We start from the raw sequence: 23,243 nt of genomic DNA, 5'->3' as shown, positions 1-23,243 counted from the left end.
GTGAGCTTCCAGCCGGTCTACATCATCGACGGTGCGCGTACGCCCTTCCTCAAGGCGAAGAATGCGCCGGGGCCGTTCGCGGCATCCGACCTCGCGACCATAGCCGGGCGTGCCCTGCTGGCGCGTCAGCGCTTCGCACCAGATCAGCTTGACGAAGTGATTCTCGGCTGTGCCTCGCCGTCACCGGACGAAGTGAACATCGGCCGCGTCGCTGCCTTGCGCATGGGTTGTGGCAACAAGGTGCCGGGCTGGACGGTGATGCGCAATTGCGCTTCGGGCATGCAGGCGCTCGACTCGGCGGTGACCAACATCCAGGCAGGGCGCTCGCAGCTCGTGCTGGCAGGCGGTGTCGATGCCTTGTCGCGTGCGCCGCTGTTGTTCAGCGACGCGATGGTGCGCTGGCTGTCGGGCTGGTATGCCGCGAAGACTTTCGGCCAGCGCCTCGCAGCAATCCGCAGGTTCAGGCTGGGCTATCTCGCGCCGGTGATCGGCATCGTCAAGGGCCTGACCGATCCGGTGGTGGGCTTGCTGATGGGGCAGACTGCCGAGAATCTGGCCTGGCGCTTCAACATCTCGCGCGCGGAGATGGACGCGTTTTCTGTGCGTAGTCACCAGCGCGTGGCGGCAGCGCATGACGCTGGCCACTTTGCCGATGAATTGGTATCGCTGGTTGAAGAGCGTGGCACGGTGCACGACTTCGACGATGGGCTGCGCCGCGATTCCTCGCTGCCCAATCTTGCCAGGCTCAAGCCCTTCTTTGACCGCAAGTACGGTCGTGTCACGCCCGGCAACAGCTCGCAGGTCACGGATGGTGCGACCTGGCTGGTGCTGGCTTCGGAAGAGGCCGTGCAGCAATACGGCCTTACGCCCATCGGCAAGATCACCGACAGCCAGTGGGCCGGCCTCGCACCCGAACAGATGGGTCTCGGCCCGGTGCATGCGGCGACCCCGATCCTGCAGCGCCACGGGCTCGGGCTCAATGATCTCGACGCCTGGGAGATCAACGAAGCCTTCGCCGCCCAGGTGATCGGTTGCCTGCGCGCTTGGAACGACGAAGCCTATTGCCGCGAGCAACTCGGGCTGGCTGGCGTGCTGGGGCAACTCGATGAGAGCAGGCTGAACGTGGATGGCGGCGCTGTTGCGCTGGGTCACCCGGTTGGCGCCAGTGGCGCGCGCATCGTGCTGCACCTGTTGCAGGTGCTGCGCAGGACAGGTGGCAAGCGAGGCATCGCGACGATCTGCATTGGCGGCGGGCAGGGCGGGGCAATGCTGGTGGAGGCGGTATGAGCGAGATGACGCCCGCGATGCAACTCGAACACTGGCGCATGCACACCGATGAGTCGGGCATCGCGTGGCTGACCATCGACGTTGCCGACAGCGCGGCCAACACGCTGGGCAGTGCCGTGCTCGGCGAATTCGCGCAGATTCTCGACCTGCTCGAACGCGTACCGCCCAAGGCAATGGTGATGCAGTCGGGCAAGGAGGCTGGCTACATTGCTGGCGCCAACCTCGAAGAGTATGCGCGCATCGAGGCCGTGGCCGACATCAAGGCGCTGGTGGCGCGCAACTGGGGCCTCTTCAATCGGCTCGAAGCCCTGCCGTGCCCCACGCTGGCACTGATTCGCGGGCACTGCATGGGTGGCGGGCTGGAGATTTCGCTGGCCTGCCGCTATCGCATTGCGGTCGACGAGCCGGGGACGCGTCTCGCCTTGCCAGAAGTGATGCTTGGCATCGTGCCGGGCTGGGGCGGCATGCTGCGCCTGCCGCGTCTCGTCGGGCCGGCTGCGGCGCTGGACATGATGCTGACAGGCAAACAGATCGACGCCCGGCGCGCCAGGAAGATGGGTCTTGTCGACGAGTGCGTACCGCCGCGCGTGATGGAGAGTGCTGCCCGCATGCTGGTGCTCTCCGGCCAGCCGGTGCGGCGTGCCAAGGGCTTGCAGGCCTGGCTCAACGGACCCTTGAAGTTCGTCGCAGCGGCCGGTGCGCGCAAGCAGGTGGCAAAGAAAGCCCGCCGCGAAAACTACCCGGCGCCTTACGCGATCATCGACACCTGGCAGCGCTTCGATGGCAATTGCCTGAACGTGCCGTCCGATCATCCCGCTTCGCTGGATCACATCTTTGCGCAAGGCACGGCACGCAATCTCGTTCGCGTCTTCTTCCTGCAGCAGCGCCTCAAGAGCCTGGGCAAGGACAGCGCATTCAAGGCACGCCACGTGCATGTCGTCGGGGCGGGTGTGATGGGCGGCGATATCGCAGCCTGGTGTGTGCAGCGTGGCCTGACCGTGACCCTGCAGGACCAGAACATCGCGCGCATCGCCCCCGCCATGTCGCGCGCAGCAGAAGGATTCAGCAAGAAGTTCCGTGGCGACCGCAAGCAGGTGCGCTTTGCGATGGACCGCCTCATTGCCGACCCTGGCGGCCGCGGTGTGGCGCAGGCCGATGTCATCATCGAGGCAATCTTCGAAAATCTCGAAGCCAAACACGCACTGTTCCGCGACATCGAGGCGCGCGCCAGGCCCGATGCCGTGCTGGCGACCAATACCTCCAGCTTGCGACTGGAAGATATCCGCACCTGCCTGCAACGCCCCGAGCGCCTTGTGGGTATCCATTTCTTCAATCCGGTGGCACGCATGCCGCTGGTCGAAGTCGTCGAGGCCGACGGTACCGACGCCACGGTCTTCGCACGAGCCATGGGCTTCGTGCATCAGCTCGACAAGCTTCCATTACCGGTGAAGAGCGCGCCGGGCTTTCTCGTCAACGCGGTGCTGGGACCATACATGCTGGAAGCCATCCGTTGCGTGGATGAGGGCATGACGCCCGAGAGTGTGGATGCAGTGATGGAGTCATTCGGCATGCCGATGGGGCCGATCGAACTCGCTGATACGGTGGGGCTGGATATCGCCGTGGCGACCGGCAAGGCATTGACCGGCGCGTCAGAGGTGCCTGACGCCCTGGCCGAACTGGTGCAGGCCGGCAAGCTGGGACGCAAGACGGGCGAGGGCTTCTATGTGTGGGAAGATGGTCGCCCGCGCAAGGAACGCCTGACTGATCGCGTACCCGGTCTGGGTCAGCGTTTGCTGGAACCACTGCTGATGGCTACGCAAAAATGTGTGGCAACAGGGGTTGTTGCGGATGCCGATCTGGCTGATGCCGGCGTAATCTTCGGCACCGGCTTCGCCCCCTGGACGGGCGGCCCCATGCATTACCAGCAACGAGAGCAAGCAGCATGAGCGACGAGATTGTCCGTGTCGAACTACCCAACCGCGAGCCTGTGTTGCGCGTGATTCCCATGCCCAAGGATCTCAATGCCGCAGGTGACGTATTCGGCGGCTGGATCATGGCGCACGTAGACCTCGCTGGCTCCATTCCCGCTGCGCGTCGCGCCAAGGGACGCATCGTGACCATTGCGGTGAACGCCTTCACGTTCAAGGAACCTGTTTTCAAAAGCGACCTGGTGAGCTTCTACGCCCACATCGTCAAGGAGGGTACGACCTCCATGACCGTGGACGTGGAGGTTTATTCAGAGCGCGATCCCGCAGACCCGAAGGTCGTCAAGGTGACCGAAGCCACGCTGACTTACGTGGCTATCGACAACCGCGGCGCCAAGCGGCCATTACCACCTCTCTGAGAGAGCATTTGATCCGATAGGAGACACCTACACATGAACAAGAAACTGATTTGCCGCTCGGTGGCTTCTGCCCTGCCGTTCCTCATGGCGGGCGCTGCGCAGGCGTCCGGCTTCCAGCTGCTGGAGCAGAACGCCAGTGGGCTCGGAAATTCGTACGCTGGTTCCGCCGCTGTGTCGGAGAACGCCAGCATCATCTTCTTCAACCCCGCTGGTATGACCCGTCTGCAGAAGCGTGAAGTGTCGCTGGGTGGTAACTACATCAAGCCCAGCTACAAATTCAGCAACGACGGCACGGTGAACACACCTGCGCCGGCAGGTAGCGATGGTGCCGATGCAGGTGATCCGGCACTCGTGCCAAACAGTTATGGTTCCTATGGCCTGACCGACAACCTGTACTTCGGTGTGGGTGTCAGCGTGCCTTTCGGCCTCAAGACCGAGTACTCGCCGGATTGGGCGGGTCGCTTCCAGGCGCTGAGCTTCGACATCAAGACGCTCAACATCAATCCTTCGCTGGCCTACAAGATCGGCGATCGTTTCTCGCTGGGCTTTGGTCTGAACTGGCAGAACATGGAAGCGCAGTACATCCGCCAGGCTGCGGTGAACAACGCCGTGACCCAGAATACGACGATCAGTCTCAACGCCAGCAGCGAAGCCTGGGGCTGGAACACCGGCGTACTGTTCAAGGCCAGCGACAACATGGATATTGGTCTCTCGTATCGCTCCAAGGTCAAGCACAAGCTCGAAGGCATGCTGACGTCGAGCAACCAGTTGGTGTCGCCGGATGTGATGGCGGAAGCGCGCATCACGCTGCCTGACACCATGATCCTCAGCGTCCGCCAGAAGCTGTCGGACGACTGGGAGATGCTCGGTGATATTTCCCATACCTACTGGTCACGGATCAACACCGTCCCCATCGTGCGTACCAGCGGTGCGAATGAAGGCACGACGGCGCAGACGCTGGACGCGCATTTCCGCAACACCTGGCGTTTGGCCCTGGGTGCGACGCAGACGCTCGACAGCGCCTGGAAGGTGAAGTACGGCATCGCCTACGACCAGTCGCCGGTGCGCAGCACCGAAGAGCGCCTCGTGTCGCTGCCTGACAATGACCGTATCTGGGTGTCGCTCGGCGCGCAGTGGAAGATGGACAAGAGCTCCACCGTTGATATCGGTGCGGCTTACCTCTATCTGCGTGAGACGAAGATCGATAACAACCAGAGCACCTCGGGGCGTGGCCGTGTTGCCGGTGTCTATAGCGGCAACGTCACCATCTTCGGTGCGCAGTACTCGCTGGCCTTCTGATGCCGGCTGCGGGGCGGCCCGAGCTGCCCCGCTGTTGCTTGTTCCCGCTGTCTTTCTCCGTCCTATTTGCGGCGCCATGCAGGGGCCGCTGTCATCAAGGATGTTTCCATGAGCAACTTCCAGATCCGCAAGGTGGCTGTGCTGGGCGCCGGTGTCATGGGTGCGCAGATTGCTGCGCACTGCGCGAACGCCGAAATCCCGGTCGTGTTGTTCGATCTTGTGTCGAAAGAAGGGGACCCCAGCGGCATCGCCCGTCGCGGTATCGATGGGCTGAAGAAGCTGGAGCCTTCGCCGCTGGCGACAGCCGATCGCGTGCAGTACATCGAGGCGGCGAACTACGATCAGCACCTGGCGCAGCTCGCCGAATGCGATCTCATCATTGAGGCCATCGCGGAGCGTCTGGAGTGGAAGCTTGATCTCTACCAGAAGGTGGCGCCACACGCTCGCGGTGACGCGATCTTCGCAACGAATACCTCGGGCCTGTCGATCAACAAGCTTGCAGAGGGCTGCCCGGCCAGTCTGCGGCCCCGTTTCTGCGGCGTGCACTTCTTCAATCCGCCGCGCTACATGTCGCTGGTCGAGTTGATTCCCTGCCATGGCACGGACAGTGCACTGCTCGACAATCTCGAAACCTTCCTGACGACGACGCTGGGCAAGGGTGTGGTGCGCGCGCTCGATACGCCCAACTTCGTCGCCAACCGTGTCGGCGTGTTCTCCATCCTCGCAGTGATGCATCACACCCAGCGCCTCGGGTTGGGTTTCGATGAAGCCGATGCGCTGACCGGTCCGCTGATCGGCCGACCGAAGAGCGCCACCTATCGAACTGCCGATGTGGTGGGCCTCGATACGCTCGCGCACGTCGTGAAGACGATGACCGACAACCTGCCGGAGGATCCCTGGGCGACGTATTACAAGACGCCGGAGTGGCTTGCCGCACTGATTGCGAAAGGGGCGCTGGGGCAGAAGACCCGCGCCGGCATCTATCGCAAGGACGGCAAACAGATCAAGGTGATTGATCTCGCGGCGCAGGATTACCGCGACAGTGGGAGGGAGGCTGCCGACGAGGTGATGGCCATCCTCAAGGAGAAAAGCCCGGCTGTGCGCTTCGCGAAGCTGCGTGCAAGTACGCATCCGCAGGCGCAGTTCCTGTGGTCAATATTCCGCGACGTCTTCCATTACGTCGCCGTGCATCTGCCGCACATCGCGCACAACGCGCGTGACGTCGACTTTGCGATGCGCTGGGGTTTCGGCTGGGCACAGGGACCCTTCGAAACCTGGCAGGCGGCGGGCTGGAAGGCCATTGCCGAGGCAATTCGCGACGACATACAGGCCGGTCATGCGATGAGCGATACGCCGCTGCCTGCCTGGGTGTTCAACCATGAAGGCGTGCACGCGCCCCAAGGCTCGTTCGATGCACGCAGTGGCGTCATGCAGGGCAGGTCGTCGGTGCCGGTGTATGAGCGGCAGTTGTTCCCCGAGCGCGTATTCGGTGAAGTCGATGTGGTCGAGTATGGCCGCACGTTGTGGGAGAACGACGAAGTCCGCATGTGGACGCTGGACGACGATGACGGCAAGCATGTGCCCGTTCTGTCGTTCAAGAGCAAGATGTGCGCGGTCGGCCCGGTGGTGCTCGACGGCATCATCGAGGCCGTGCATCGCGCCGAGAAGGACTTCTCTGGCCTCGTGATCTGGCAGCCGACGGCGCCGTTTTCGGTCGGTGCCAATCTCAAGCAGATCCGCCCTGTGCTGGAGGCCGGTGATTTCGTGACGCTGGAGGGCATCGTTGCGAAGTTCCAGCAGATGTCGCAGACGCTCAAGTATGCGCAGGTGCCGGTCATCTCGGCCGTGCAGGGCATGGCGCTGGGCGGCGGGTGCGAGATCGTCATGCACAGCACGCGCGTGGTCGCGGCGCTGGAGAGTTACATCGGTCTCGTCGAGGTTGGCGTAGGCCTGATCCCGGCGGGAGGCGGCTGCAAGGAGTTCGCTATCCGCACGGCCGAGATGGCCGCGCGCACGGCGACCAATGATCCGATGATCTGGCTGCAGAACGTGTTCCAGACCATCGCCATGGCCAATGTGTCGAAGAGCGCGAAGAATGCCAAAGAACTGGCGCTGCTGCGCGAGCAGGATGTGGTGATCTTCAATCCGCACGAGTTGTTGCACGTGTCGCGCAAGACGGCGCTGGGCATCGCGGCAACCGGCTACCGCCCGAAGCTGCCACCGGCTGGTGTGCCCGTCGCGGGGCGTGGTGGCATCGCGACGCTGGAGATGATGCTCATCAACATGCTCGAAGGCGGCATGATCTCGCAGCACGACTATCGCGTGTCGAAGTCGGTGGCGATGGCGCTTTGCGGTGGCGCGGTCGAGAGCGGCACGATGGTCAGCGAGAAGTGGCTGCTCGACGTGGAGCGCTACGAGTTCGTCGAGCTGCTCAAGACACCGCAGACGCAGGCGCGGCTCGTGCACATGCTGGAGACCGGTAAGCCGCTTAGAAACTAGTGATGAGTAAGGAGTGGGGAGAGAGGAGCCAGTACGGGCCTACTCATCACTCCTTACTCTTAACTCTTCACAGTCACGGAGTGACCCAATGAGCAAACAGATTCAGGACGCCTACATCGTTGCCGCGACGCGCACCCCGGTTGCCAAGCGCAAGGGCGCCTTCAGGAACGTCAGGCCCGACGACATGCTGGCGCATGTGCTGCGTGCGGTTGTTGCCAAGGCACCGGGACTCGATCTCAACGAGATCGGCGACGTCGTCGTCGGCTGCGCAATGCCCGAGGCCGAGCAGGGCATGAACGTCGCGCGCATCGGGTTGCTGCTGGCCGGCTTCCCGGACACGGTGCCGGGCATTACGATCAACCGCTTCTGTTCGTCCGGCGTCAATGCGGTGGCGGATGCGGCGACGCGCATCCAGCTCGGTGAGGCTGACGTGATGATCGGTGCCGGTACGGAGTCGATGACCGTCATGCCGCAGATGATGGGTAACAAGGTGGCAATGAATCCAGCCGTCTTCGAGCGCGACGAGAATCTCGCCATTGCCTATGGCATGGGGCTCACGGCCGAGAAGGTGGCGCAGCAGTACAAGGTGTCGCGCGACGAGCAGGATGCCTTTGCGATGGCTTCTCACCAGAAGGCCTGCGCCGCAATCGCCGCAGGGCACTTCGAGAGTGAGATCACGCCCTATCTGGTACGCGAACAGTTGCCGGACTTCAAGACCAGCACCGTGCGTGTTGTCGAGAAACTGTTCGCGCAGGACGAGGGGCCGCGCCCGGACAGCTCGTTCGAAGGGCTTGCCAAGCTGCGCACGGTGTTCGCGGCGAAAGGCAGCGTGACGGCGGGCAACAGCTCGCAGATGTCGGACGGCGCAGCGGCCGTGCTGCTGATGAGCGAAGCCGCGCTCAAGCGCTACAACCTCACTCCCATCGCGAAATACAGCGGCTTCTCCATCGCCGGTGTGCCACCCGAGGTGATGGGCATCGGTCCGGTCGCGGCGATTCCCAAGGTGCTGGGGCGCGTAGGTGTGGCACAGGATGCGCTGGACTGGATCGAACTCAACGAGGCTTTCGCGGCTCAAGCCCTGGCTGTCATCAAGACGCTGGGGCTGGACCCCGCGAAGGTGAATCCGCTGGGCGGAGCGATTGCGCTGGGCCATCCGCTTGGGGCTACGGGGGCGATTCGTGTGGCCACGCTGATGAGCGCCATGCAGCGCAACCCGGCGCTCAGGTACGGCATGGTGACGATGTGCATCGGTACCGGCATGGGCGCGGCAGGCCTGTTCGAGCGTTGCTAGTGCGCGGTCGGTTGAAACCGGCCCTACGAAAAGGCATGACCTGGCTTCGCAGGTGCGGATTCATCCGCACAAACCCACGCCGCAAGGTGGGCCGCGGAGCGTCGTGGCGGAATGGTGGATGCGCTGCGCTATCCACCCTGCGTTTCAGAGCTATCTGAACGCGAAGCGGATCTTCTGCACGCCTATGCCCAGCCATTCGTGCATGGCATACCAGCCCGTGTAGGCCGAGGTGTTGTTCGGCAGATAGTCGAAGAACTCTTCGCCCAGCGTGCCATCACCCATGAAGCCCATGGGCGCGGGAATCACTTCCAGCCCCTGCGCGCGGAACTCTTCGACAGCACGCCGCATGTGAGCCGCATGCGTGACCAGCGCGATGCGCTGGATCTTGAAACCACGCAGCATCGCCGCCGAATTCTCGGCATTTTCGGACGTATCCAGTGATCCGGCCTCCACCCATTGCGGCGGCTGGCGGAAGTCGACGGTCAGTACGCGGCCCATCAATTCGGCTTCCGGTGTCGTGCCGGTCGGTGCGCCACCCGACACGAGGATGGGCAGACCGGTCATGCGTGCCAGCTGCGCACCGAAGCGCACGCGTTCAAGGGTCAGGCGATTGACCGTGGGCTTGCCGTCGTACTCCGGGTTGGCGCGGCGCTGCCCACCACCGAGGATCACGATGGCCTGCGCGCGCCTGGCATCGGGCTCGTCGATGGGAGGGTGATTCTCCAGAGGCGCCGTGATCAGCTGCACCGTGGCCGGCGTGCACAGGAACAGGCCGAGCACGACACCACTCCAGGTCAGGGTCTGCCCGAGCCGCTTCCAGCGTCGCTGGAGGATCAGCCCAAGCACGATGGGCAGCCAGTAGACCAATGGCGGGATCAGCAAGGTGCCGAGGATTTTCTTGGCAATGAAGTAAAAGGACATGGCTCTATCGATGGCAAGGCCCGGGCAGGCTTTGAAAGCAGCGGCGCAACACGTATTATCGCCTCCCAGAGCGCGGCAGATGGTGCTCGACCATACCGCGCGGAGGGGATAACCACTTGCGAATCGTACTGATCGTCCTGCTGCTTCTGTTGTGCGTCTACGTGATCGTGCAACTCTACCGGTTGCGGCGCATGCCTGCGCCGCCGAGCGCGCGTGACAACGATCCGCTCTACCGTGACATCGACCGCTTCACCCCTGATCTTTCCAGCACACTGGATGCCAAGTACGGCGTCATGTCCTCCGAAGAGGTCGACACTCATAACGACGCTGTCGTCTCGCTGTCGGGCGGTGCGCCCATCGAAGAGGAAGAGCCCCCGCCACGTGCCACTCGCCCGCAGGAGCCGGATGCATCCAGCTTCGGCTTCGACGCTCTGCTCGAAGTCCGCCAGATGCGGCACCTTGTCGACGAACAGCGTGATCGCCTGATGCAGCTCTCTGAAGAGGTCTACACCCTGCGCGAGGAGCTCGCTGCCGTGCGCGCCGCCAGCCGCGTATCGCCGGCCTACGCCGAAGCCGTATCCCTGATGCGCAGCGGTTACGACGCCCAAGCGGTGGCCGAGCGTTGTGGCATCTCGGTGGCCGAAGCCGAACTGGTGCGCGCCCTGAGTCAGGGACAGACCGATCAAGCCGATGACATCACGGGGGACCGCCATGCCTGAAGTGCTGCAACAAGCCCGCGAAGAGGATGCACTGCGCCGCTCGCGCCAGCACATGATGATCAAGATCGCGCTGGCGGCCGCGGTGGCCCTGATCGTGATCCTCGCCTTGATCCTCAGCGAAAGCAGCACCACGACCGAACCCGCGCCCACGGCGCAGGTTGTCAAGCCGATCACCGCAGCACCGCGCGCCGATAACCCGCCAGCCGAAAGCCTCGAAGAGGCCGCCCGCCGTGCCCTCAAGACATCGGAAGAAGCCGCCCAGATCCAGTCCGCTGTGCTGGCCGACCAGAAGGCCATGCCGCAGGCCGCCTCGGCCGTGCCAGAAGAGACGACCGACCCGACCGCAACTGCGCTCGGCGTGCCGGCCAGTGCGCCGGCTGCCGCCCGTGCGGAGAGCTCCGGCCGTCTGGTGCTCGGTCAGACCAAGCGCCCGGCTGCCGCCGCCTCGTCAGCCAAGCCGCCAGCCGCGCCGGAACCCGTCACGCGCGGTGCCGGCCCCGTGGCACCGGCTGTTGCAGCCGCCGTGAGCGGGCAGGGCAGCAGCAAGACCCAGAGCCTGCACTCCACGACAGCTGCCAGCAGCGCCGCGCAGTCTATCGGTGTCACACCTCCCGCCTTCCTCGTGCAGGCCGGTGTGTTCGCCAACTACAGCAATGCCGAAGAGCTGCGCAACAAGCTCGTCGCAGCCGGCATCCCGGCGCAGATCGAATCGCGCGTACAGATCGGCCCCTTCGCCAACAAGCAGGAGGCGGCGGCGGCCCAGCAGAAGCTGCGTGCCTTGGGGCTTGATGGCGGCATGTTGGTGCCGCGTACGACGGGCAAGCCTTAACCCTCGTGCCGTATAACTGGCGTTAGGTTTTCCCCGTGCGATACATAGCGAAGGGTTTGCAGATATTTGGTGCGTTGTCATTGGCGGCAGTTATTGCCGCGCTTGGCTACCTCACTTACGCCATCGCTTCTAATGTTGATCGCGAAAACGTCGCAACAAAACGTAGTGTCGCGTTCGTTCTAAACTGGGGTGGTTTGAGTACAAGTCAGGAATACAAAGTGCTCAGCAGCTTCGAGTCTGCGCGTTCATTCACTGGTGATCATCTTGACCACTACTGCATTCAGATTTCGAATTTTTCGCCCAGCGACAACGAAAAAGAAAATTGGCAGCAGGTTTCCAGCCTGGGGAGTCCAGCCAAAGAAGCAGCAATCGAAGCACAAAAAAACGGCAATGCCTCGGAGTGCTTCGCCCGGGACATCACAAACTCAGACAAAACTCTAGCGTATGTTTGGTCCGCCACACTTCACTCCAGTCGCATCACGGCGTACGACATAATCCTCTTTGATCCCCAGACAAAAAGGCTCTTGTATGTCAGCGACAAAACCTAACTTTGCAGTCGAGAGGGAACCAACAAGCTGCGCTTGTTGGTTCCCTCCGCGTTTCGCGCTTCGGTTGCCCTCACTTCCACTTTAGCCGTATGAAGCCGGAATCGGTCCGCATTTATCTGGTCGCTGCCATGGGTGCCAATCGGGTTATTGGCAATGGCCCTGATATCCCTTGAAGTATCCCTGGTGAGCAAAAGATTTTTCGCAGGCTCACCGAGGGTAAAGTGGTCGTTATGGGCCGCAAGACGTTTGAGTCCATAGGTAAGCCCTTACCAAACCGTCGCACAGTGGTGCTCTCGCGCCAAGCGAGTTATAGCGCTGCTGGTTGTGCAGTTGTTTCAACGCTGTCGCAGGCTATTGCCATCGCAGCCGAACACGGCAAGGAACTCTACGTGGCCGGCGGAGCCGAGGTATATGCACTGGCACTACCTCGTGCCGACGGCGTCTTTCTATCTGAGGTACATCAAACCTTCGAGGGTGACGCCTTCTTCCCAGTGCTCGACGCAGCAGAATTCGAGGTTGTCTCAGCCGAAACCGTTCAAGCCACAATCACGTACACGCACTCCGTCTATGCACGTCGTAACGGCTAACAAATCAATCAAGCGGACCGCTGCAAGCTGCGCTTGCAGGTCCCTCCGCCGCTGCGCGCTCCGGCGTCCGCTTACTTCCACGTTGAGCGTAATGAAAAGAGCCGGCGCTAGATATCGCAAAGAGCGCGAGCGCATTCTCTTGGAATGAATCGCCCCGGCTTCCCTGGTTTGCTCCTGTCCCGACCACACAGAAGCATCCTCATGAAGTACCTCGCTCTTTCGCCTTAGTGTGCAGGCTGCCGACCTGACGGTCTGGTTCGGAGGGCGCAGCGGCAAGCAGGGCGATCTGCCGGTTGCCGTCTGCAACTCGGTAGAAATTGCCCGGGCATTTGCCGTCTTATCCGTGCATTCCGGCGCCTGCGCGGTGCCTAGAGTGGACACTCGTATTCGTCCGTCCCCGGGAGGGAAGTCATGAGGATCGAAAGTCCACGTTTTGGCAGTCTCGAAGTCGATGCCGAGAAGCTCATTTCGTTTCCGGCCGGTTTGCCGGGTTTCGAAGACTGCAAGCGCTTCACCTTGCTGGAGATGGAGATCACCAGTGGCCCCGGCATCGGGGTGCTGCAGAGTGTCGAGCATCCCGAGATCGCCTTCTCGGTGGCTGAGCCTGACCAGTTCGGCCTGCACTATGAGTTCGCGTTGTCCGAGGATGAGGAGGCGCTGCTGCGCATCAGTCGTTCTGAAGATGTAGCGGTGCTGTTGATCCTGCGTCGTAACGAAGGGCCTGACAGCGAGCCGCCGGTGAAGGCGAACCTGATGGCGCCGCTGGTCATCAACATGGCCAATCGCACAGGTCTGCAGAAGGTCATTGGCCGCGTTGGCTGTGACGTTACCCTGCGCCCTGCTGCCTGAGCCTCAACAGTCCCCGGCACCCTGGGCTACACTCCGTCGGCATCCCAACCGTCGGAGTGACACATGGCCCGCAGCATCATTTCCACTGACAAGGCGCCCGCCGCCATCGGCACCTACTCGCAAGCTGTGCGGGCAGGTGACACCGTCTATTTGTCCGGCCAGATCGGCCTTGATCCTGTCACCATGCAGATGGCTGAAGGCTTCGAGGCGCAGGCCGTGCGCGTCTTCGAGAACCTCAAGGCTGTGGCCGAAGCGGCTGGTGGTTCGCTCGCCGACGTGGTGAAGATCAATTTCTTTCTCACCGATCTGTCGAATTTCGCACGCCTCAACGAGCTGATGGCGACCTACTTTGTGCAGCCCTATCCGGCGCGTGCCGCGGTGGGTGTGGCTTCGCTTCCGCGTGCAGGCCTGGTCGAAGCGGACGCCGTGCTGGTGCTGGAGTAAGGCGCCGTGGCGGGCATGCGCCCCGCGAAGATCGCGGCTCTGTGTTCGGGGCTGGGCTTTCCCGGTCTGGGTTACCTGTTCATCGGGCAGCGTTTGCGCGGCTGGATCGTGATCGGTTTGTCGACGGCCTGTCTGATTGCCTTGTTGATGGCGGCCATGGAGGCGGCACGGCCGATTGCCGATGCCATTCTCGCGGGTGAGTTGCAGCCGGACTTCAGCAGCATTCTCGGTGCCGTGCATGACGCGAAGGGCAAGGCGATGCGTGCGGCGCGTGGTGCGGTGTGGGGCCTGGTGATCCTGTGGTTGTTCTCGACCGTCGATGGTTACCGACTGGGCAGACGACTCGAACGTGACGCTGCGCGCGGTGATTCCGCATGAGCGTCTCGGCCGTCATGCGTCGCGCCGTGGGCTCCGATCTTGCCGGTCTGCTGGACCTCTATCGTCATCTGCATGCCGATGATCCCGTCGTAGCGCCCGCGGTGGCAGAGGCCCAATGGGCGGCCATCCTCGCCAACCCGCTGCTGCACTATTTCGTGATCGAAGAGGCGGGCATGCTGGTCTCGACCTGCACGCTGAGCGTCATTCCGAATCTCACGCGTGGCCTGAGGCCGTATGGGCTTGTCGAGAACGTCGTGACGCATCCTGACTGGCGCGGGCGTGGCCTCGCAACACAGTTGCTGCATGCGGCGCGTGATGCGGCCTGGGCGGCGGGTTGCTACAAGCTGATGCTGATGACCAGTCGCAAGGCGCCGGCGACGCTGGCGTTCTACGAACGCGCGGGTTTCATCGCTGGCGACAAGATGGCTTTTGTCATGCGTCCGGAATGAAAAATGCCCGGCGTGTGCCGGGCATTTTCGCAAAGCGCAGACTGCCTTACAGACGGCCTGCGCCAGCCTTGGTCTGCACGTGATTCTTGACCTTGTCGCTGGTGAGCGGCGCGTATACGTAGTTGCTCGAAGGTGACCAGATGGTGCGTGTGTCTTCCAGTGCCGGCTTGCCTTGCGTCACGGCCTTGGCCTGGGCTGCAGCGGTGATGCTGCGTGCCTTGCCGTTCAGGATAGTGCCGGTGTCGTAGAAGTAGGTTTTCTCGACCACGCCGTTGATGGTGGCGTTGGCGCCGTACCAGTTGAAGAACATCACGCTGTCATCAACGGTCACACCGTTGGCCGCCTTAACTTCATAGACGTTGTTTTCGGCGTAGATCTTGGCGAAGTTGCCAATGCCGATGCCGTACAGGAAGCGGTTGGAGGGCTGGGCGCTTGTGTCGGCCGGTGCGTACTGGCCGAGGTAGCCGGCGGTGCCGTAGAAGTAGTTGTTGTAGACGTGCACCTTGCCGAAGCGCACGCGCGGCAGGCGCTGGCCCGCATTCTCGTACCAGTTGTTGGCGACCGTGATGGTCAGGTGGCCCCAGCCGTTGGCATCCGACACGGTGTTGCTGTTGCCCAGCAGGTTGGTCTTGTCGTGGTTCTGGAACTTGTTGTACGAGAGGGTGACGTAGTCGGACGTGCCGTTCACGTCCACCAGGCCGTCATGGTGCTGGACCAGATAGTCGTAGCCGATGTGCGGTGCGCTGAACACGGAAGGGTATCTCCAGTCTTCACGCGGGCCATCGTTGAACGAGCAGTGGTCAATCCATACGTTCTTTGCGTTGAGCACGCTGATGGTGTCGTATTCGGAGTTCCAGCGGCCGCCGGGGCATTTCTGCGGGCCGGTGCTGGCATCGACATAGGTGGCCTGGCAGCCGGGAGTGGCCGGCGTGGTCAGTGAGAAGGAGTCGGTCGGATCCCATTCGGGGAAGTAGTCAAAGGCGTCTTCGAAAGTGATGTTGCGGATCACGACGTTGCTGACATTGGTGACCGACAGCTGGCCGTTGATGATGCGCACTGTGTCGGCGCTGCCATCGCCGATGATGCTGGTGTTGGAGCCGACCGGAATCTTGACGACAGCAGCCTGCTTGTCGGCCGAGCGCTGGCGCGCTTCTTCGAGCGGACCAGTGGGCAGCTTGGGGCGGTTCTTGGCGGCATCCCAGTTGGCGGGGTTGGCGTTCCAGACGGCGGGCTTGTAGGCCTCGACGTAGGCGTTGAAGTCGAAGGCGGGATCCTTGTAGTGCTCGTACTTGAGTTCCTGGCCGGCGAGGTTCTGCGACAGGTTGATCTTGCCCTTGATGTAGATGATCTTCTTCGTGGCGTCCGGGCCGGCGGCGGACGTGAAGCTGCCATCGGCGTTGATGACGGCGTCGGGCATCAGCGCCTTGATGAGCTGGGCACGGGTAGTGACGGTGTAGGTGTGGGCCTTGTCGGCGCCGTGGCCGCCGGTGGTGCCACCGTTGGCGGAGGCCCAGCCGAAGGCGCCCAGCGAATTGGGTGCAGCGATGGCGAGGGTGCTGCCGAACAAACTCAGTGCAAAGGCGATCTGGCGCAAGCGCGGTGCGTACATATGCTCTCCTGTCTGATTCTGCAAAGGGGCCGGGGTATCCGGCTTAACCCGACGCGGCCCGGAGCGGCATCGGGCCCGCAATACTGCACTGCAGGACGTGAACTTCCGGTGTCGTTTTTGTTTCGTCAGGTGGAATTATCAAAGCTCCGGATATGCGGCCGGGATCGGGGGACGACGGGCCGCCCTGGCACCGGTCAACTGGTCGCAGCGGCGCACCCGCCGCGAGCTGGCGGGCGCTTGCGGCTATCATTTCGCCCGTGTCCGCCCCGCCTCCCGCCCCTCCAGCCCGCAAGACTTCCGCCCTGCAAGGCCGCCTGGCAAAGCTGGGCATTGCACGCGAGGCGGACCTGTTGCTGCACTTGCCGCTGCGTTACGAGGACGAAACCCGGCTGGTGCCGATTGCCGAGCTCAAGCCCGGGGCGCCGGTACAGGTCGCTGGCGTGGTCGAGCATGCGGAGGTGACGTTCCGGCCCCGTCGACAGCTGGTGGTGCGTTTGCGCGACGACACAGGCGTGCTGACGTTGCGCTACCTGAATTTCTATCCCTCGGTCGTCAAACAGCTCGAAACCGGTGCGCGCATCCGTGCGTTCGGCGAGGTGCGTGGCGGCTTCTGGGGCGAGGAGATGGTGCACCCACGTACGCAGACTCTCGCGGAGGGGAGCGAGCTCCCAGCGGCGCTGACGCCGGTCTATCCGACAACTGCCGGGCTGGCGCAATCGGCACTGCGCAAGCTCATCAGCCGCGCTCTCGAGCGCTGCGATCTGGCAGACCATCTGCCGGACGATTGGCGCAAGGCGCTGCGCCTGCCGGGCTGGGAGCGCAGCCTGCGCCACCTGCACCAACCGCCGCCGGACGCGTCCCTCTCTGCACTGGATGAGCGCAATCATCCGGCCTGGCGTCGCATCAAGTTCGACGAGTTGCTGGCGCAGCAGATTTCATTGCGGCGTGCATATGCCGAGCGTCGCCAGCATCGTGCGCCCTCATTGCTGCCATCGGGCAAGCTCGCGCAGGGGCTGCTGGCCGCCTTGCCGTTCGCGCTGACGGGCGCGCAGCGTCGCGCCGTCAACGAGATCGCGCAGGATCTGGCCCAGCCGCACCCCATGCAGCGTCTGCTGCAGGGCGATGTGGGGAGCGGAAAAACCATCGTGGCAGCACTGGCCATGCTTCAGGCGGCAGAGCACGGCTACCAGGCGGCACTGATGGCTCCAACCGAAATCCTGGCTGAGCAGCACTATCGCAAGCTGGCTGGCTGGCTGGCACCGCTGGGCTTGCAGGTAGCCTGGCTGTCGGGCTCACAGAAGAAGCGGGAGCGTGAGGCCAACCGAGCGCTGCTGGCATCGGGCGAGGCGCTGCTGGCGGTGGGCACGCATGCGCTGATCGAGGACGATGTGTTGCTCACGCGTCTTGGTATCGCAGTTGTCGATGAACAGCATCGCTTCGGTGTGCGCCAGCGTCTGGCTCTGCGCGAGAAAGTGGACGGGGCCCTGCCGCACATGCTGATGATGAGCGCGACGCCCATCCCGCGCACGCTGGCGATGAGTTACATGGCCGACCTCGATGTTTCGGTGCTCGACGAGTTGCCGCCGGGGCGCACGCCGATCATGACGCGACTGGTCTCCGACGCGCGCCGCGACGAGGTGATTGCGCGCGTGCGCGACGCCTGCCTCGAAGGCCGACAGGCCTACTGGGTGTGTCCATTGATCGAGGAGAGTGAAAGCCTGCAGTTGCAGACGGCGCAGGATACTTTCGAGCGCCTGACAGCCGAGCTGCCCGAGCTGAAGGTGGGGCTGGTGCATGGTCGTCTGAAGCCCGCCGAGAAGGCTGCCGTGATGGAGGCCTTCCTGCGCAACGAAGTGCAGCTGCTGGTGGCGACGACGGTCATCGAGGTGGGTGTGGATGTGCCGAACGCGAGCCTGATGGTCATCGAGCATGCCGAGCGCTTTGGTCTGGCACAGCTGCACCAGTTGCGCGGCCGGGTCGGGCGTGGGGCGGCAGCGTCGAGCTGTGTGCTGATCTATGCGCAACCGTTGTCGCAGAACGGGCGTGAGCGACTGAAGGCGATCTACGAAACCACGGACGGTTTCGAGATCGCGCGGCGCGACCTGCAACTGCGTGGCCCGGGTGAATTCATCGGCGCGCGGCAGAGCGGCGCGCAACTGCTGCGCTATGCCGATCCCGATGCAGACATCGACCTGGTGGAGAAAGCGCAAGAGCTCGCGGCACGCATGCTGGCTGAACATCCGGGCACGGCAGAGAGGCTGCTGGAGCGCTGGTTCGGCGGGCGCGCGGAGCTGCTGAAAGCCTGAGTGGCTTGAGTCTTCAGGGTTTGCGCTGCGGTGTGCGCGCAGCAGGGGCGGGCTTGGCGGGCTCCAGCACCTTGATGATGGCCTCGTCGAGCGCACGGCGTTGCGCTTCGGGCAGGCGGCGGCTGCAATAGAAGTGGCGCTGTTCCACGGTGCCGACATCGGTGAGCTCGACGATGCGCAGGGCCTTGGCCGCTGCGGCATTACGCAGCAGGATCTCGGCGGCCTCGTCGGCCTGCAGGATCACAAAGTCGATGCGCTGTGCTACCAACAGATCGGCAAAGTGCTGGTGGTTGGCATTGAAGGTCGAGATCTGTGCGCGAGCGGACGTTCGCAGGCGGTCGATCTGGTCGCTGTAGTGCAGGCCGGCCTGCACGCCCCAGCCCAGCTTGGGATCATTGGCCCACAGCGACAGGCTGGGCGGCTGCGGCATAGGTTCGCCTTGTCGAATCAGGGCGACATAACCGCGTGATTGGCCCAGCGCATGTGAGAACCACCCACGGCGCTCGCGCTCCGCCGTCTTGATGCGACCGACCGCGCAGACGACCTGGCGGTTGTCCTCGACCATGTTGAGCTGTCGGCGCACCGGCACTTCCTGCAGGCTGAAGCGGATACCTGCGGCATGCAGGGACTTCATTGCAATGCCGCCAATGCTGCCTCCGAGCAGGTCGCCTTCCCGGAAAACGAGTGGCGGGCGCAGGTCGAAAACGACCTGCACTGGTGCAGACTCGTCGGCCATGGCTGTACTGGCTGCCGCCAGCAACAGGAAGCGCGGCAATACATGACAACACCATCGTTTGATGTGCGTACTCATGCCCGGAGTGTAGCCCTCAGGCGTGATGGGCGACAGCTGCGTTGCGAGGCATCGCGGCGTCCAGCCTGGCAGACGTGCCCTGTTGGTACGCAGTGCTCAGGCGGTTTCTGCTGCGGACTGCTGGGCGTCACGTGCCGTTTCGATTTCGCTTTCCATGTCAGGCCTGTCCAGTACGAGCTTCTGCAGCAAGGGGTCAGGCAAAGCGGCGGCGATGCTTGCATCGTCTTCGCCATGTTCCAGGCCGAGGGTGATCTGCGCGGACAGATGCACGACGCCCGCATAGGGGCCGGCCTGTTCATGCATGGGGTCGCCATACCAGCGCAGGGCATTCTGGATGGCCGCCGGGAAGTACCAGCGGCGTGCGAGCTCGGCGCCGACTTCGCTGTGATCGAGCTGCAGATGGGTGCGTTCGACGCTTGCCAGTTCGGTGACGTCGAGATCGTGGTTTTCTGCCGCGATTTCTTTCGCCACGCTGGGGTATGCGGCGTTGATCAGCAGCTGGCCAATGCGATGCATGAGGGCCGCCGTGTAGGCGAATTCGGCATTCAGCCGGGCCTTGCGACCAATGCTGCGTGCGATCAGCGCACTTTGCCCGGCGTGGCGCCAGAACAGTTTGAGGTCGATGCCGGGAATGCTGGCGAATGCACCGCTGACGCCGGAGGCGATGACCAGGGTGCGCAGGGCGTTAAGGCCGATCAGCGCGACGGCATCGTCGATGGCGCCGACCTTGTGGCGCGAGCCGTAGTGACTGGAATTGGCGAGGCGCAGCACGCGTGCCGACAATGTCTGATCCTGTTTGACCTTGCTCACCAGGGCGCCGAGATCGGCGTCGTCGTCGCCCAGGGTGGTGATGAGCTCCTGCACGACGCGCGGGATGCTGGGCAGGGTGGGGATGCTGAGGAACAGGCGCTCGATAGGGGTCATGCTGCGGTCTCCGCTTGTGGTTGTCATGGCATGCGCTTCTGGTGCCCGGGCAGGGGCTGACCGGGCCTTGGGTGCCTACCCGAAGGGCAGGGCACATGAGGGATTAACGGAGCGGAGCGGGGGTGACTTGAAGCCTTGCCTGACGGAACCGAAGCACCAGAATAGCCGGGGCGACCGGCGGTTTGGCAGGCGGACGGGTATCATGTGCGCCTCATGTCCAACCACAGTATTTCGCGCAGGCGCTGGATGTGTCCGCCGCCGCCTGCGGTACATCCCCTGCATCGCTGGCTGACCGACCGCGCTTCGCTGACCGCCCGTTTGCAGCGTCGTTGCGGGCAACTGACGGTGAAGGTGCTGAGCCAGCAGCTGACGCCGGTGCATCGTGACGAATCCCTGTTGCTGGGCACCAGGCCTGGCCAGCGCGTGGTTCTGCGCGAGGTGCTGTTGCTCGCAGACGGGAATCCCGTGGTCTATGCGCGTTCCTTGTTGGCACGGCACAGCCTGCGCCGTGCCTGGGGCGTGTTTGCCGGCATCGGCAATCGTCCGCTGGGCGCCGCCTTGTTCGCCGATCCGCAGGTCTGGCGCGGGCCGCTGACCTTGCGGCGGCTGGATGGACGCGACAGTCGCTACGCCAGAGCTTGCGCTGCAGCCGGGATCAGTCGTCGGGAACCGTTGTGGGCGCGTCGTTCGGCCTTTGTGAGGCACGGCGAGCCCTTGGTCGTCTGCGAAGTGTTCCTGCCTGCCATCCGGGAGCTGCGTCGATGAGTCGATCCATCGGTTGGGGGCAACGCCTGCAGGCCTACGAGCGCCTGATGCGGCTGGACAAGCCCATTGGCATCCTGTTGTTGTTGTGGCCGACGCTGTGGGCATTGTGGGTCTCCAGCAAGGGCATTCCCGCGCCGCTGGTGGTGTGGATCTTCGTGCTCGGTACCGTGCTGATGCGTTCGGCTGGCTGTGTGATCAACGATTGGGCAGATCGTGGTTTCGATGGCGAGGTGGAGCGTACGCGTGGCCGCCCGCTGGTGACCGGCGAGGTGAGCTCGAAGGAGGCCCTGCTGCTGGCTGCCGGGCTGTCACTGACCGCCTTCCTGATCATCCTTCCGCTGGACCGCTTGGTCATCCTGTTGTCCGTGCCGGCGCTGCTGCTGGCGGGCAGTTATCCCTTCACCAAGCGCTTCCTGGCGATTCCGCAGGCTTACCTCGGCATTGCCTTCGGTTTTGGCATTCCGATGGGCTTTGCGGCGCATCTCGGGGCCGTGCCGATGGAGGCCTGGCTGATGTTGCTGGCCAACGTGTTCTGGGCCGTGGCCTACGATACCGAGTACGCCATGGTCGATAGACCGGACGATCTGCGCATCGGCATCCGCACCTCGGCGATCACTTTTGGCCGCTTCGATGTGGTCGCGGTGATGCTGTGTTACGCCATGACCCTCGCTTTGCTGGCCTGGGTCGGGCACTTGTCGGGTCTTGGCCTGGTCTACGATCTGGGCTTGGGCGTGGCGGCCGGGATTGCCGGCTACCACTACACCCTGATCCGGGAACGTGATCGCGCACGCTGCTTTCGCGCCTTCCTGCACAACAACTGGTTCGGTGCCGCGGTGTTTGCCGGTCTGGCACTCGATTACCTGCTTCGCAACCACGGGAATCTCTGAGGACGCGCCCCATGAATGCCATCACCATTCCGCCGCTCAAGTCACTCGACACCGCGCGCAGCCTGCTGCTCGAACCGACCGGCCTTACTGAAGCCGATCTGTCGAAGGTGCTGGCGTCGATCATGACGCACAAGGTCGATTACGCCGATCTGTACTTCCAGTACCAGCGCGCCGAGGGTTGGAGTCTGGAGGAGGGCATCGTCAAGTCAGGCAGCTTCAGCATTGAGCAGGGAGTGGGCGTACGTGCCGTGGCGGGTGACAAGACCGCCTTCGCGTATTCGGACGATCTGGGTCTCAAGGCGCTTACCGAGACAGCCGCGACCACGCGTGCCATCGCTGCTGCGGGCAGCCAGCGCAAGGTCAAGGTGGGCGCGCCGAAGTCGGCGCCGCTGCCGCTCTATGCCGATCAGGATCCTATCGCGGGCCTGACGGCGACCGACAAGGTCAAGCTGCTCGAACGTCTCGAGGCCATGGCCCGGGCCGAAGACCCGCGCATCAGCCAGGTGATGGCCTACGTGGGTGCGAGCTGGGAGGTCGTGCTTGTCGCGCGTTCCGACGGCCACATGGCGGCCGATGTGCGCCCCATGGTGCGCGTGTCGATCACGGTAGTGATGGAAGAAAACGGTCGTCGCGAACAGGGCTCGGCAGGTGGTGGCGGCCGTCTCGCGCTGACCCATTTCAGCGATGAGACCTTGAAGACCTATGCACAGCAAGCCGCGCACCAGGCACGTACCAATCTGGCTGCACGCCCGGCGCCGGCTGGTGTCATGACGGTCGTGCTCGGTAGCGGCTGGCCCGGCATTCTGTTGCACGAAGCCATCGGCCACGGCCTGGAAGGCGACTTCAACCGCAAGGGCAGCTCGGCCTTCGCCGGCATGATGGGCAAGCAGGTTGCCGCCAAGGGCGTTACCGTCGTCGATGACGGCACGTTGCCTGACCGTCGCGGTTCGCTGACCGTCGACGACGAGGGCAATCCCACGCGCCGCACTACCCTTATCGAAGACGGCATCCTCGTCGGCTACATGCAGGACATCATGAATGCGCGCCTGATGGGTGTGGCCCCAACGGGCAATGGTCGGCGTGAGTCCTTCGCGCATCTGCCCATGCCACGCATGACCAACACGCTGATGTTGGGGGGCGACAAGAGTCCGGAAGAAATCATCGCTTCCATCGACGACGGACTCTACGCCGCCAACTTTGGCGGTGGCCAGGTCGACATCACCAGCGGCAAGTTCGTGTTCTCGGCTTCCGAAGCCTATGTGGTCAAGAACGGCAAGATCCAGTACCCGGTGAAAGGCGCGACTCTCATCGGCAACGGACCGGATGCGCTGACGAAGGTGACCATGATCGGCAACGACATGAAGCTCGACCCGGGCGTGGGTACCTGCGGCAAGGAAGGGCAGAGCGTGCCTGTAGGCGTGGGGCAGCCGACGCTGCGGCTCGAAGGGCTGACCGTGGGCGGCACGGGCGGCTAAGTATCCGGAGCAGACAGATGTC

General features: G+C 63.4%; 21 protein-coding genes and 1 pseudogene. 18 read left to right on the top strand and 4 right to left on the bottom strand.

Features of this window, described 5'->3' with window-relative positions:
* The 6 genes from ABEA02_RS17990 to ABEA02_RS17965 all read left to right on the top strand — a co-directional run bounded on the left by ABEA02_RS17990 (window position 1) and on the right by ABEA02_RS17965 (window position 8,720).
* Window positions 1-1,287 (top strand): acetyl-CoA C-acetyltransferase, encoded by a 1,287-nt coding sequence (locus tag ABEA02_RS17990; RefSeq protein ID WP_345534481.1) that lies wholly within the window; start codon window positions 1-3, stop codon window positions 1,285-1,287.
* Window positions 1,288-1,292: 5 nt separating this feature from the next.
* Window positions 1,293-3,233 (top strand): 3-hydroxyacyl-CoA dehydrogenase NAD-binding domain-containing protein, encoded by a 1,941-nt coding sequence (locus tag ABEA02_RS17985; protein ID WP_345534875.1) that lies wholly within the window; start codon window positions 1,293-1,295, stop codon window positions 3,231-3,233.
* Complete coding sequence (locus tag ABEA02_RS17980; RefSeq protein WP_345534480.1) at window positions 3,230-3,631, top strand: acyl-CoA thioesterase; 402 nt, start codon at window positions 3,230-3,232, stop codon at window positions 3,629-3,631. The genes ABEA02_RS17985 and ABEA02_RS17980 overlap by 4 nt, the downstream gene beginning before the upstream one ends.
* Before the next feature lie 33 nt (window positions 3,632-3,664).
* Window positions 3,665-4,930, top strand: coding sequence for an OmpP1/FadL family transporter (locus tag ABEA02_RS17975; RefSeq protein WP_345534479.1), 1,266 nt, complete (start codon window positions 3,665-3,667; stop codon window positions 4,928-4,930).
* Window positions 4,931-5,038: 108 nt separating this feature from the next.
* The gene (locus ABEA02_RS17970) at window positions 5,039-7,429 is read left to right on the top strand and encodes a 3-hydroxyacyl-CoA dehydrogenase/enoyl-CoA hydratase family protein (protein WP_345534478.1); all 2,391 of its coding nucleotides are present in this window, start codon (window positions 5,039-5,041) and stop codon (window positions 7,427-7,429) included.
* A gap of 88 nt (window positions 7,430-7,517) precedes the next feature.
* Window positions 7,518-8,720: an acetyl-CoA C-acyltransferase gene (locus ABEA02_RS17965; protein WP_345534477.1), complete on the top strand. Its 1,203-nt coding sequence runs from the start codon at window positions 7,518-7,520 to the stop codon at window positions 8,718-8,720.
* A 150-nt stretch (window positions 8,721-8,870) separates the two neighbouring features.
* Here ABEA02_RS17965 and ABEA02_RS17960 read toward each other — a convergent pair whose 3' ends face one another.
* Window positions 8,871-9,641, bottom strand: coding sequence for a YdcF family protein (locus ABEA02_RS17960; protein WP_345534476.1), 771 nt, complete (start codon window positions 9,639-9,641; stop codon window positions 8,871-8,873).
* 116 nt (window positions 9,642-9,757) lie between these two features.
* On the opposite strand from ABEA02_RS17960, the gene ABEA02_RS17955 reads away from it, so the two are divergent.
* The 8 genes and pseudogenes from ABEA02_RS17955 (at window position 9,758) to ABEA02_RS17920 (ending at window position 14,444) form a co-directional block, all read left to right on the top strand.
* Window positions 9,758-10,360, top strand: coding sequence for a DUF2802 domain-containing protein (locus ABEA02_RS17955; protein ID WP_345534475.1), 603 nt, complete (start codon window positions 9,758-9,760; stop codon window positions 10,358-10,360).
* Complete coding sequence (locus ABEA02_RS17950) at window positions 10,353-11,189, top strand: SPOR domain-containing protein (RefSeq protein WP_345534474.1); 837 nt, start codon at window positions 10,353-10,355, stop codon at window positions 11,187-11,189. The genes ABEA02_RS17955 and ABEA02_RS17950 overlap by 8 nt, the downstream gene beginning before the upstream one ends.
* A gap of 35 nt (window positions 11,190-11,224) precedes the next feature.
* The gene (locus ABEA02_RS17945; RefSeq protein ID WP_345534473.1) at window positions 11,225-11,737 is read left to right on the top strand and encodes a hypothetical protein; all 513 of its coding nucleotides are present in this window, start codon (window positions 11,225-11,227) and stop codon (window positions 11,735-11,737) included.
* An 89-nt stretch (window positions 11,738-11,826) separates the two neighbouring features.
* Window positions 11,827-12,324 (top strand): annotated as a pseudogene (gene dfrA, locus ABEA02_RS17940) (DfrA12/DfrA21 family trimethoprim-resistant dihydrofolate reductase).
* 411 nt (window positions 12,325-12,735) lie between these two features.
* Window positions 12,736-13,173 carry a flagellar assembly protein FliW gene (gene fliW / locus ABEA02_RS17935; RefSeq protein ID WP_345534472.1) on the top strand — a complete coding sequence of 146 codons (438 nt, stop codon included), beginning with the start codon at window positions 12,736-12,738 and terminating at the stop codon, window positions 13,171-13,173.
* Between the two features lie 63 nt (window positions 13,174-13,236).
* Window positions 13,237-13,617: a RidA family protein gene (locus tag ABEA02_RS17930; RefSeq protein WP_345534471.1), complete on the top strand. Its 381-nt coding sequence runs from the start codon at window positions 13,237-13,239 to the stop codon at window positions 13,615-13,617.
* A gap of 15 nt (window positions 13,618-13,632) precedes the next feature.
* A complete protein-coding gene (locus ABEA02_RS17925) occupies window positions 13,633-13,995 on the top strand; it encodes a hypothetical protein (protein ID WP_345534470.1) in 363 nt (120 codons plus the stop codon).
* Entirely contained in the window at window positions 13,992-14,444 is a 453-nt protein-coding gene (locus ABEA02_RS17920) for a GNAT family N-acetyltransferase (RefSeq protein ID WP_345534469.1), read from the top strand. Before ABEA02_RS17925 ends, ABEA02_RS17920 begins: the two co-directional genes overlap by 4 nt.
* A gap of 46 nt (window positions 14,445-14,490) precedes the next feature.
* Here ABEA02_RS17920 and ABEA02_RS17915 read toward each other — a convergent pair whose 3' ends face one another.
* Entirely contained in the window at window positions 14,491-16,053 is a 1,563-nt protein-coding gene (locus ABEA02_RS17915) for a pectate lyase family protein (RefSeq protein WP_345534468.1), read from the bottom strand.
* A gap of 257 nt (window positions 16,054-16,310) precedes the next feature.
* Here ABEA02_RS17915 and recG point away from each other — a divergent pair, with 257 nt between their 5' ends.
* Window positions 16,311-18,359, top strand: a complete 2,049-nt coding sequence (recG, locus tag ABEA02_RS17910) for an ATP-dependent DNA helicase RecG (RefSeq protein ID WP_345534467.1) — start codon at window positions 16,311-16,313, stop codon at window positions 18,357-18,359.
* A 13-nt stretch (window positions 18,360-18,372) separates the two neighbouring features.
* Here recG and ABEA02_RS17905 read toward each other — a convergent pair whose 3' ends face one another.
* Together ABEA02_RS17905 and ABEA02_RS17900 are read right to left on the bottom strand one after the other, a co-directional pair.
* Window positions 18,373-19,170: a transporter substrate-binding domain-containing protein gene (locus ABEA02_RS17905; protein ID WP_345534466.1), complete on the bottom strand. Its 798-nt coding sequence runs from the start codon at window positions 19,168-19,170 to the stop codon at window positions 18,373-18,375.
* A 96-nt stretch (window positions 19,171-19,266) separates the two neighbouring features.
* The gene (locus ABEA02_RS17900; RefSeq protein WP_345534465.1) at window positions 19,267-20,121 is read right to left on the bottom strand and encodes an HDOD domain-containing protein; all 855 of its coding nucleotides are present in this window, start codon (window positions 20,119-20,121) and stop codon (window positions 19,267-19,269) included.
* A 186-nt stretch (window positions 20,122-20,307) separates the two neighbouring features.
* On the opposite strand from ABEA02_RS17900, the gene ABEA02_RS17895 reads away from it, so the two are divergent.
* The 3 genes from ABEA02_RS17895 to tldD are packed head-to-tail and all read left to right on the top strand — an operon-like array spanning window position 20,308 to window position 23,221.
* Window positions 20,308-20,859 (top strand): chorismate--pyruvate lyase family protein, encoded by a 552-nt coding sequence (locus ABEA02_RS17895; protein ID WP_345534464.1) that lies wholly within the window; start codon window positions 20,308-20,310, stop codon window positions 20,857-20,859.
* Entirely contained in the window at window positions 20,856-21,746 is an 891-nt protein-coding gene (gene ubiA / locus ABEA02_RS17890) for a 4-hydroxybenzoate octaprenyltransferase (protein ID WP_345534463.1), read from the top strand. The genes ABEA02_RS17895 and ubiA overlap by 4 nt, the downstream gene beginning before the upstream one ends.
* Window positions 21,747-21,757: 11 nt before the next feature.
* Window positions 21,758-23,221, top strand: a complete 1,464-nt coding sequence (gene tldD / locus ABEA02_RS17885) for a metalloprotease TldD (protein ID WP_345534462.1) — start codon at window positions 21,758-21,760, stop codon at window positions 23,219-23,221.
* The last annotated feature ends 22 nt before the right edge of the window (window positions 23,222-23,243 follow it).

The organism is Viridibacterium curvum, from assembly GCF_039544165.1.
In the GTDB taxonomy this organism is placed as follows: Bacteria; Pseudomonadota; Gammaproteobacteria; order Burkholderiales; family Rhodocyclaceae; genus Viridibacterium; species Viridibacterium curvum.
The sequence above is the reverse complement of the archived record's forward strand: the minus strand, read 5'-3'. Positions and strand labels throughout refer to the sequence as shown.

Excerpts from the sequence above, each read along its gene's own strand:
- ABEA02_RS17985 (WP_345534875.1), top strand. The coding sequence starts at position 1,293 with ATGACGCCCGCGATGCAACTCGAACACTGGCGCATGCACACCGATGAG.
- ABEA02_RS17980 (WP_345534480.1), top strand. The coding sequence starts at position 3,230 with ATGAGCGACGAGATTGTCCGTGTCGAACTACCCAACCGCGAGCCTGTG.
- ABEA02_RS17975 (WP_345534479.1), top strand. The coding sequence starts at position 3,665 with ATGAACAAGAAACTGATTTGCCGCTCGGTGGCTTCTGCCCTGCCGTTC.
- ABEA02_RS17970 (WP_345534478.1), top strand. The coding sequence starts at position 5,039 with ATGAGCAACTTCCAGATCCGCAAGGTGGCTGTGCTGGGCGCCGGTGTC.
- ABEA02_RS17965 (WP_345534477.1), top strand. The coding sequence starts at position 7,518 with ATGAGCAAACAGATTCAGGACGCCTACATCGTTGCCGCGACGCGCACC.
- ABEA02_RS17960 (WP_345534476.1), bottom strand. The coding sequence starts at position 9,641 with ATGTCCTTTTACTTCATTGCCAAGAAAATCCTCGGCACCTTGCTGATC.
- ABEA02_RS17950 (WP_345534474.1), top strand. The coding sequence starts at position 10,353 with ATGCCTGAAGTGCTGCAACAAGCCCGCGAAGAGGATGCACTGCGCCGC.
- fliW (WP_345534472.1), top strand. The coding sequence starts at position 12,736 with ATGAGGATCGAAAGTCCACGTTTTGGCAGTCTCGAAGTCGATGCCGAG.
- ABEA02_RS17930 (WP_345534471.1), top strand. The coding sequence starts at position 13,237 with ATGGCCCGCAGCATCATTTCCACTGACAAGGCGCCCGCCGCCATCGGC.
- ABEA02_RS17925 (WP_345534470.1), top strand. The coding sequence starts at position 13,633 with ATGCGCCCCGCGAAGATCGCGGCTCTGTGTTCGGGGCTGGGCTTTCCC.
- ABEA02_RS17920 (WP_345534469.1), top strand. The coding sequence starts at position 13,992 with ATGAGCGTCTCGGCCGTCATGCGTCGCGCCGTGGGCTCCGATCTTGCC.
- ABEA02_RS17915 (WP_345534468.1), bottom strand. The coding sequence starts at position 16,053 with ATGTACGCACCGCGCTTGCGCCAGATCGCCTTTGCACTGAGTTTGTTC.
- ABEA02_RS17905 (WP_345534466.1), bottom strand. The coding sequence starts at position 19,170 with ATGAGTACGCACATCAAACGATGGTGTTGTCATGTATTGCCGCGCTTC.
- ABEA02_RS17900 (WP_345534465.1), bottom strand. The coding sequence starts at position 20,121 with ATGACAACCACAAGCGGAGACCGCAGCATGACCCCTATCGAGCGCCTG.
- ABEA02_RS17895 (WP_345534464.1), top strand. The coding sequence starts at position 20,308 with ATGTCCAACCACAGTATTTCGCGCAGGCGCTGGATGTGTCCGCCGCCG.
- ubiA (WP_345534463.1), top strand. The coding sequence starts at position 20,856 with ATGAGTCGATCCATCGGTTGGGGGCAACGCCTGCAGGCCTACGAGCGC.
- tldD (WP_345534462.1), top strand. The coding sequence starts at position 21,758 with ATGAATGCCATCACCATTCCGCCGCTCAAGTCACTCGACACCGCGCGC.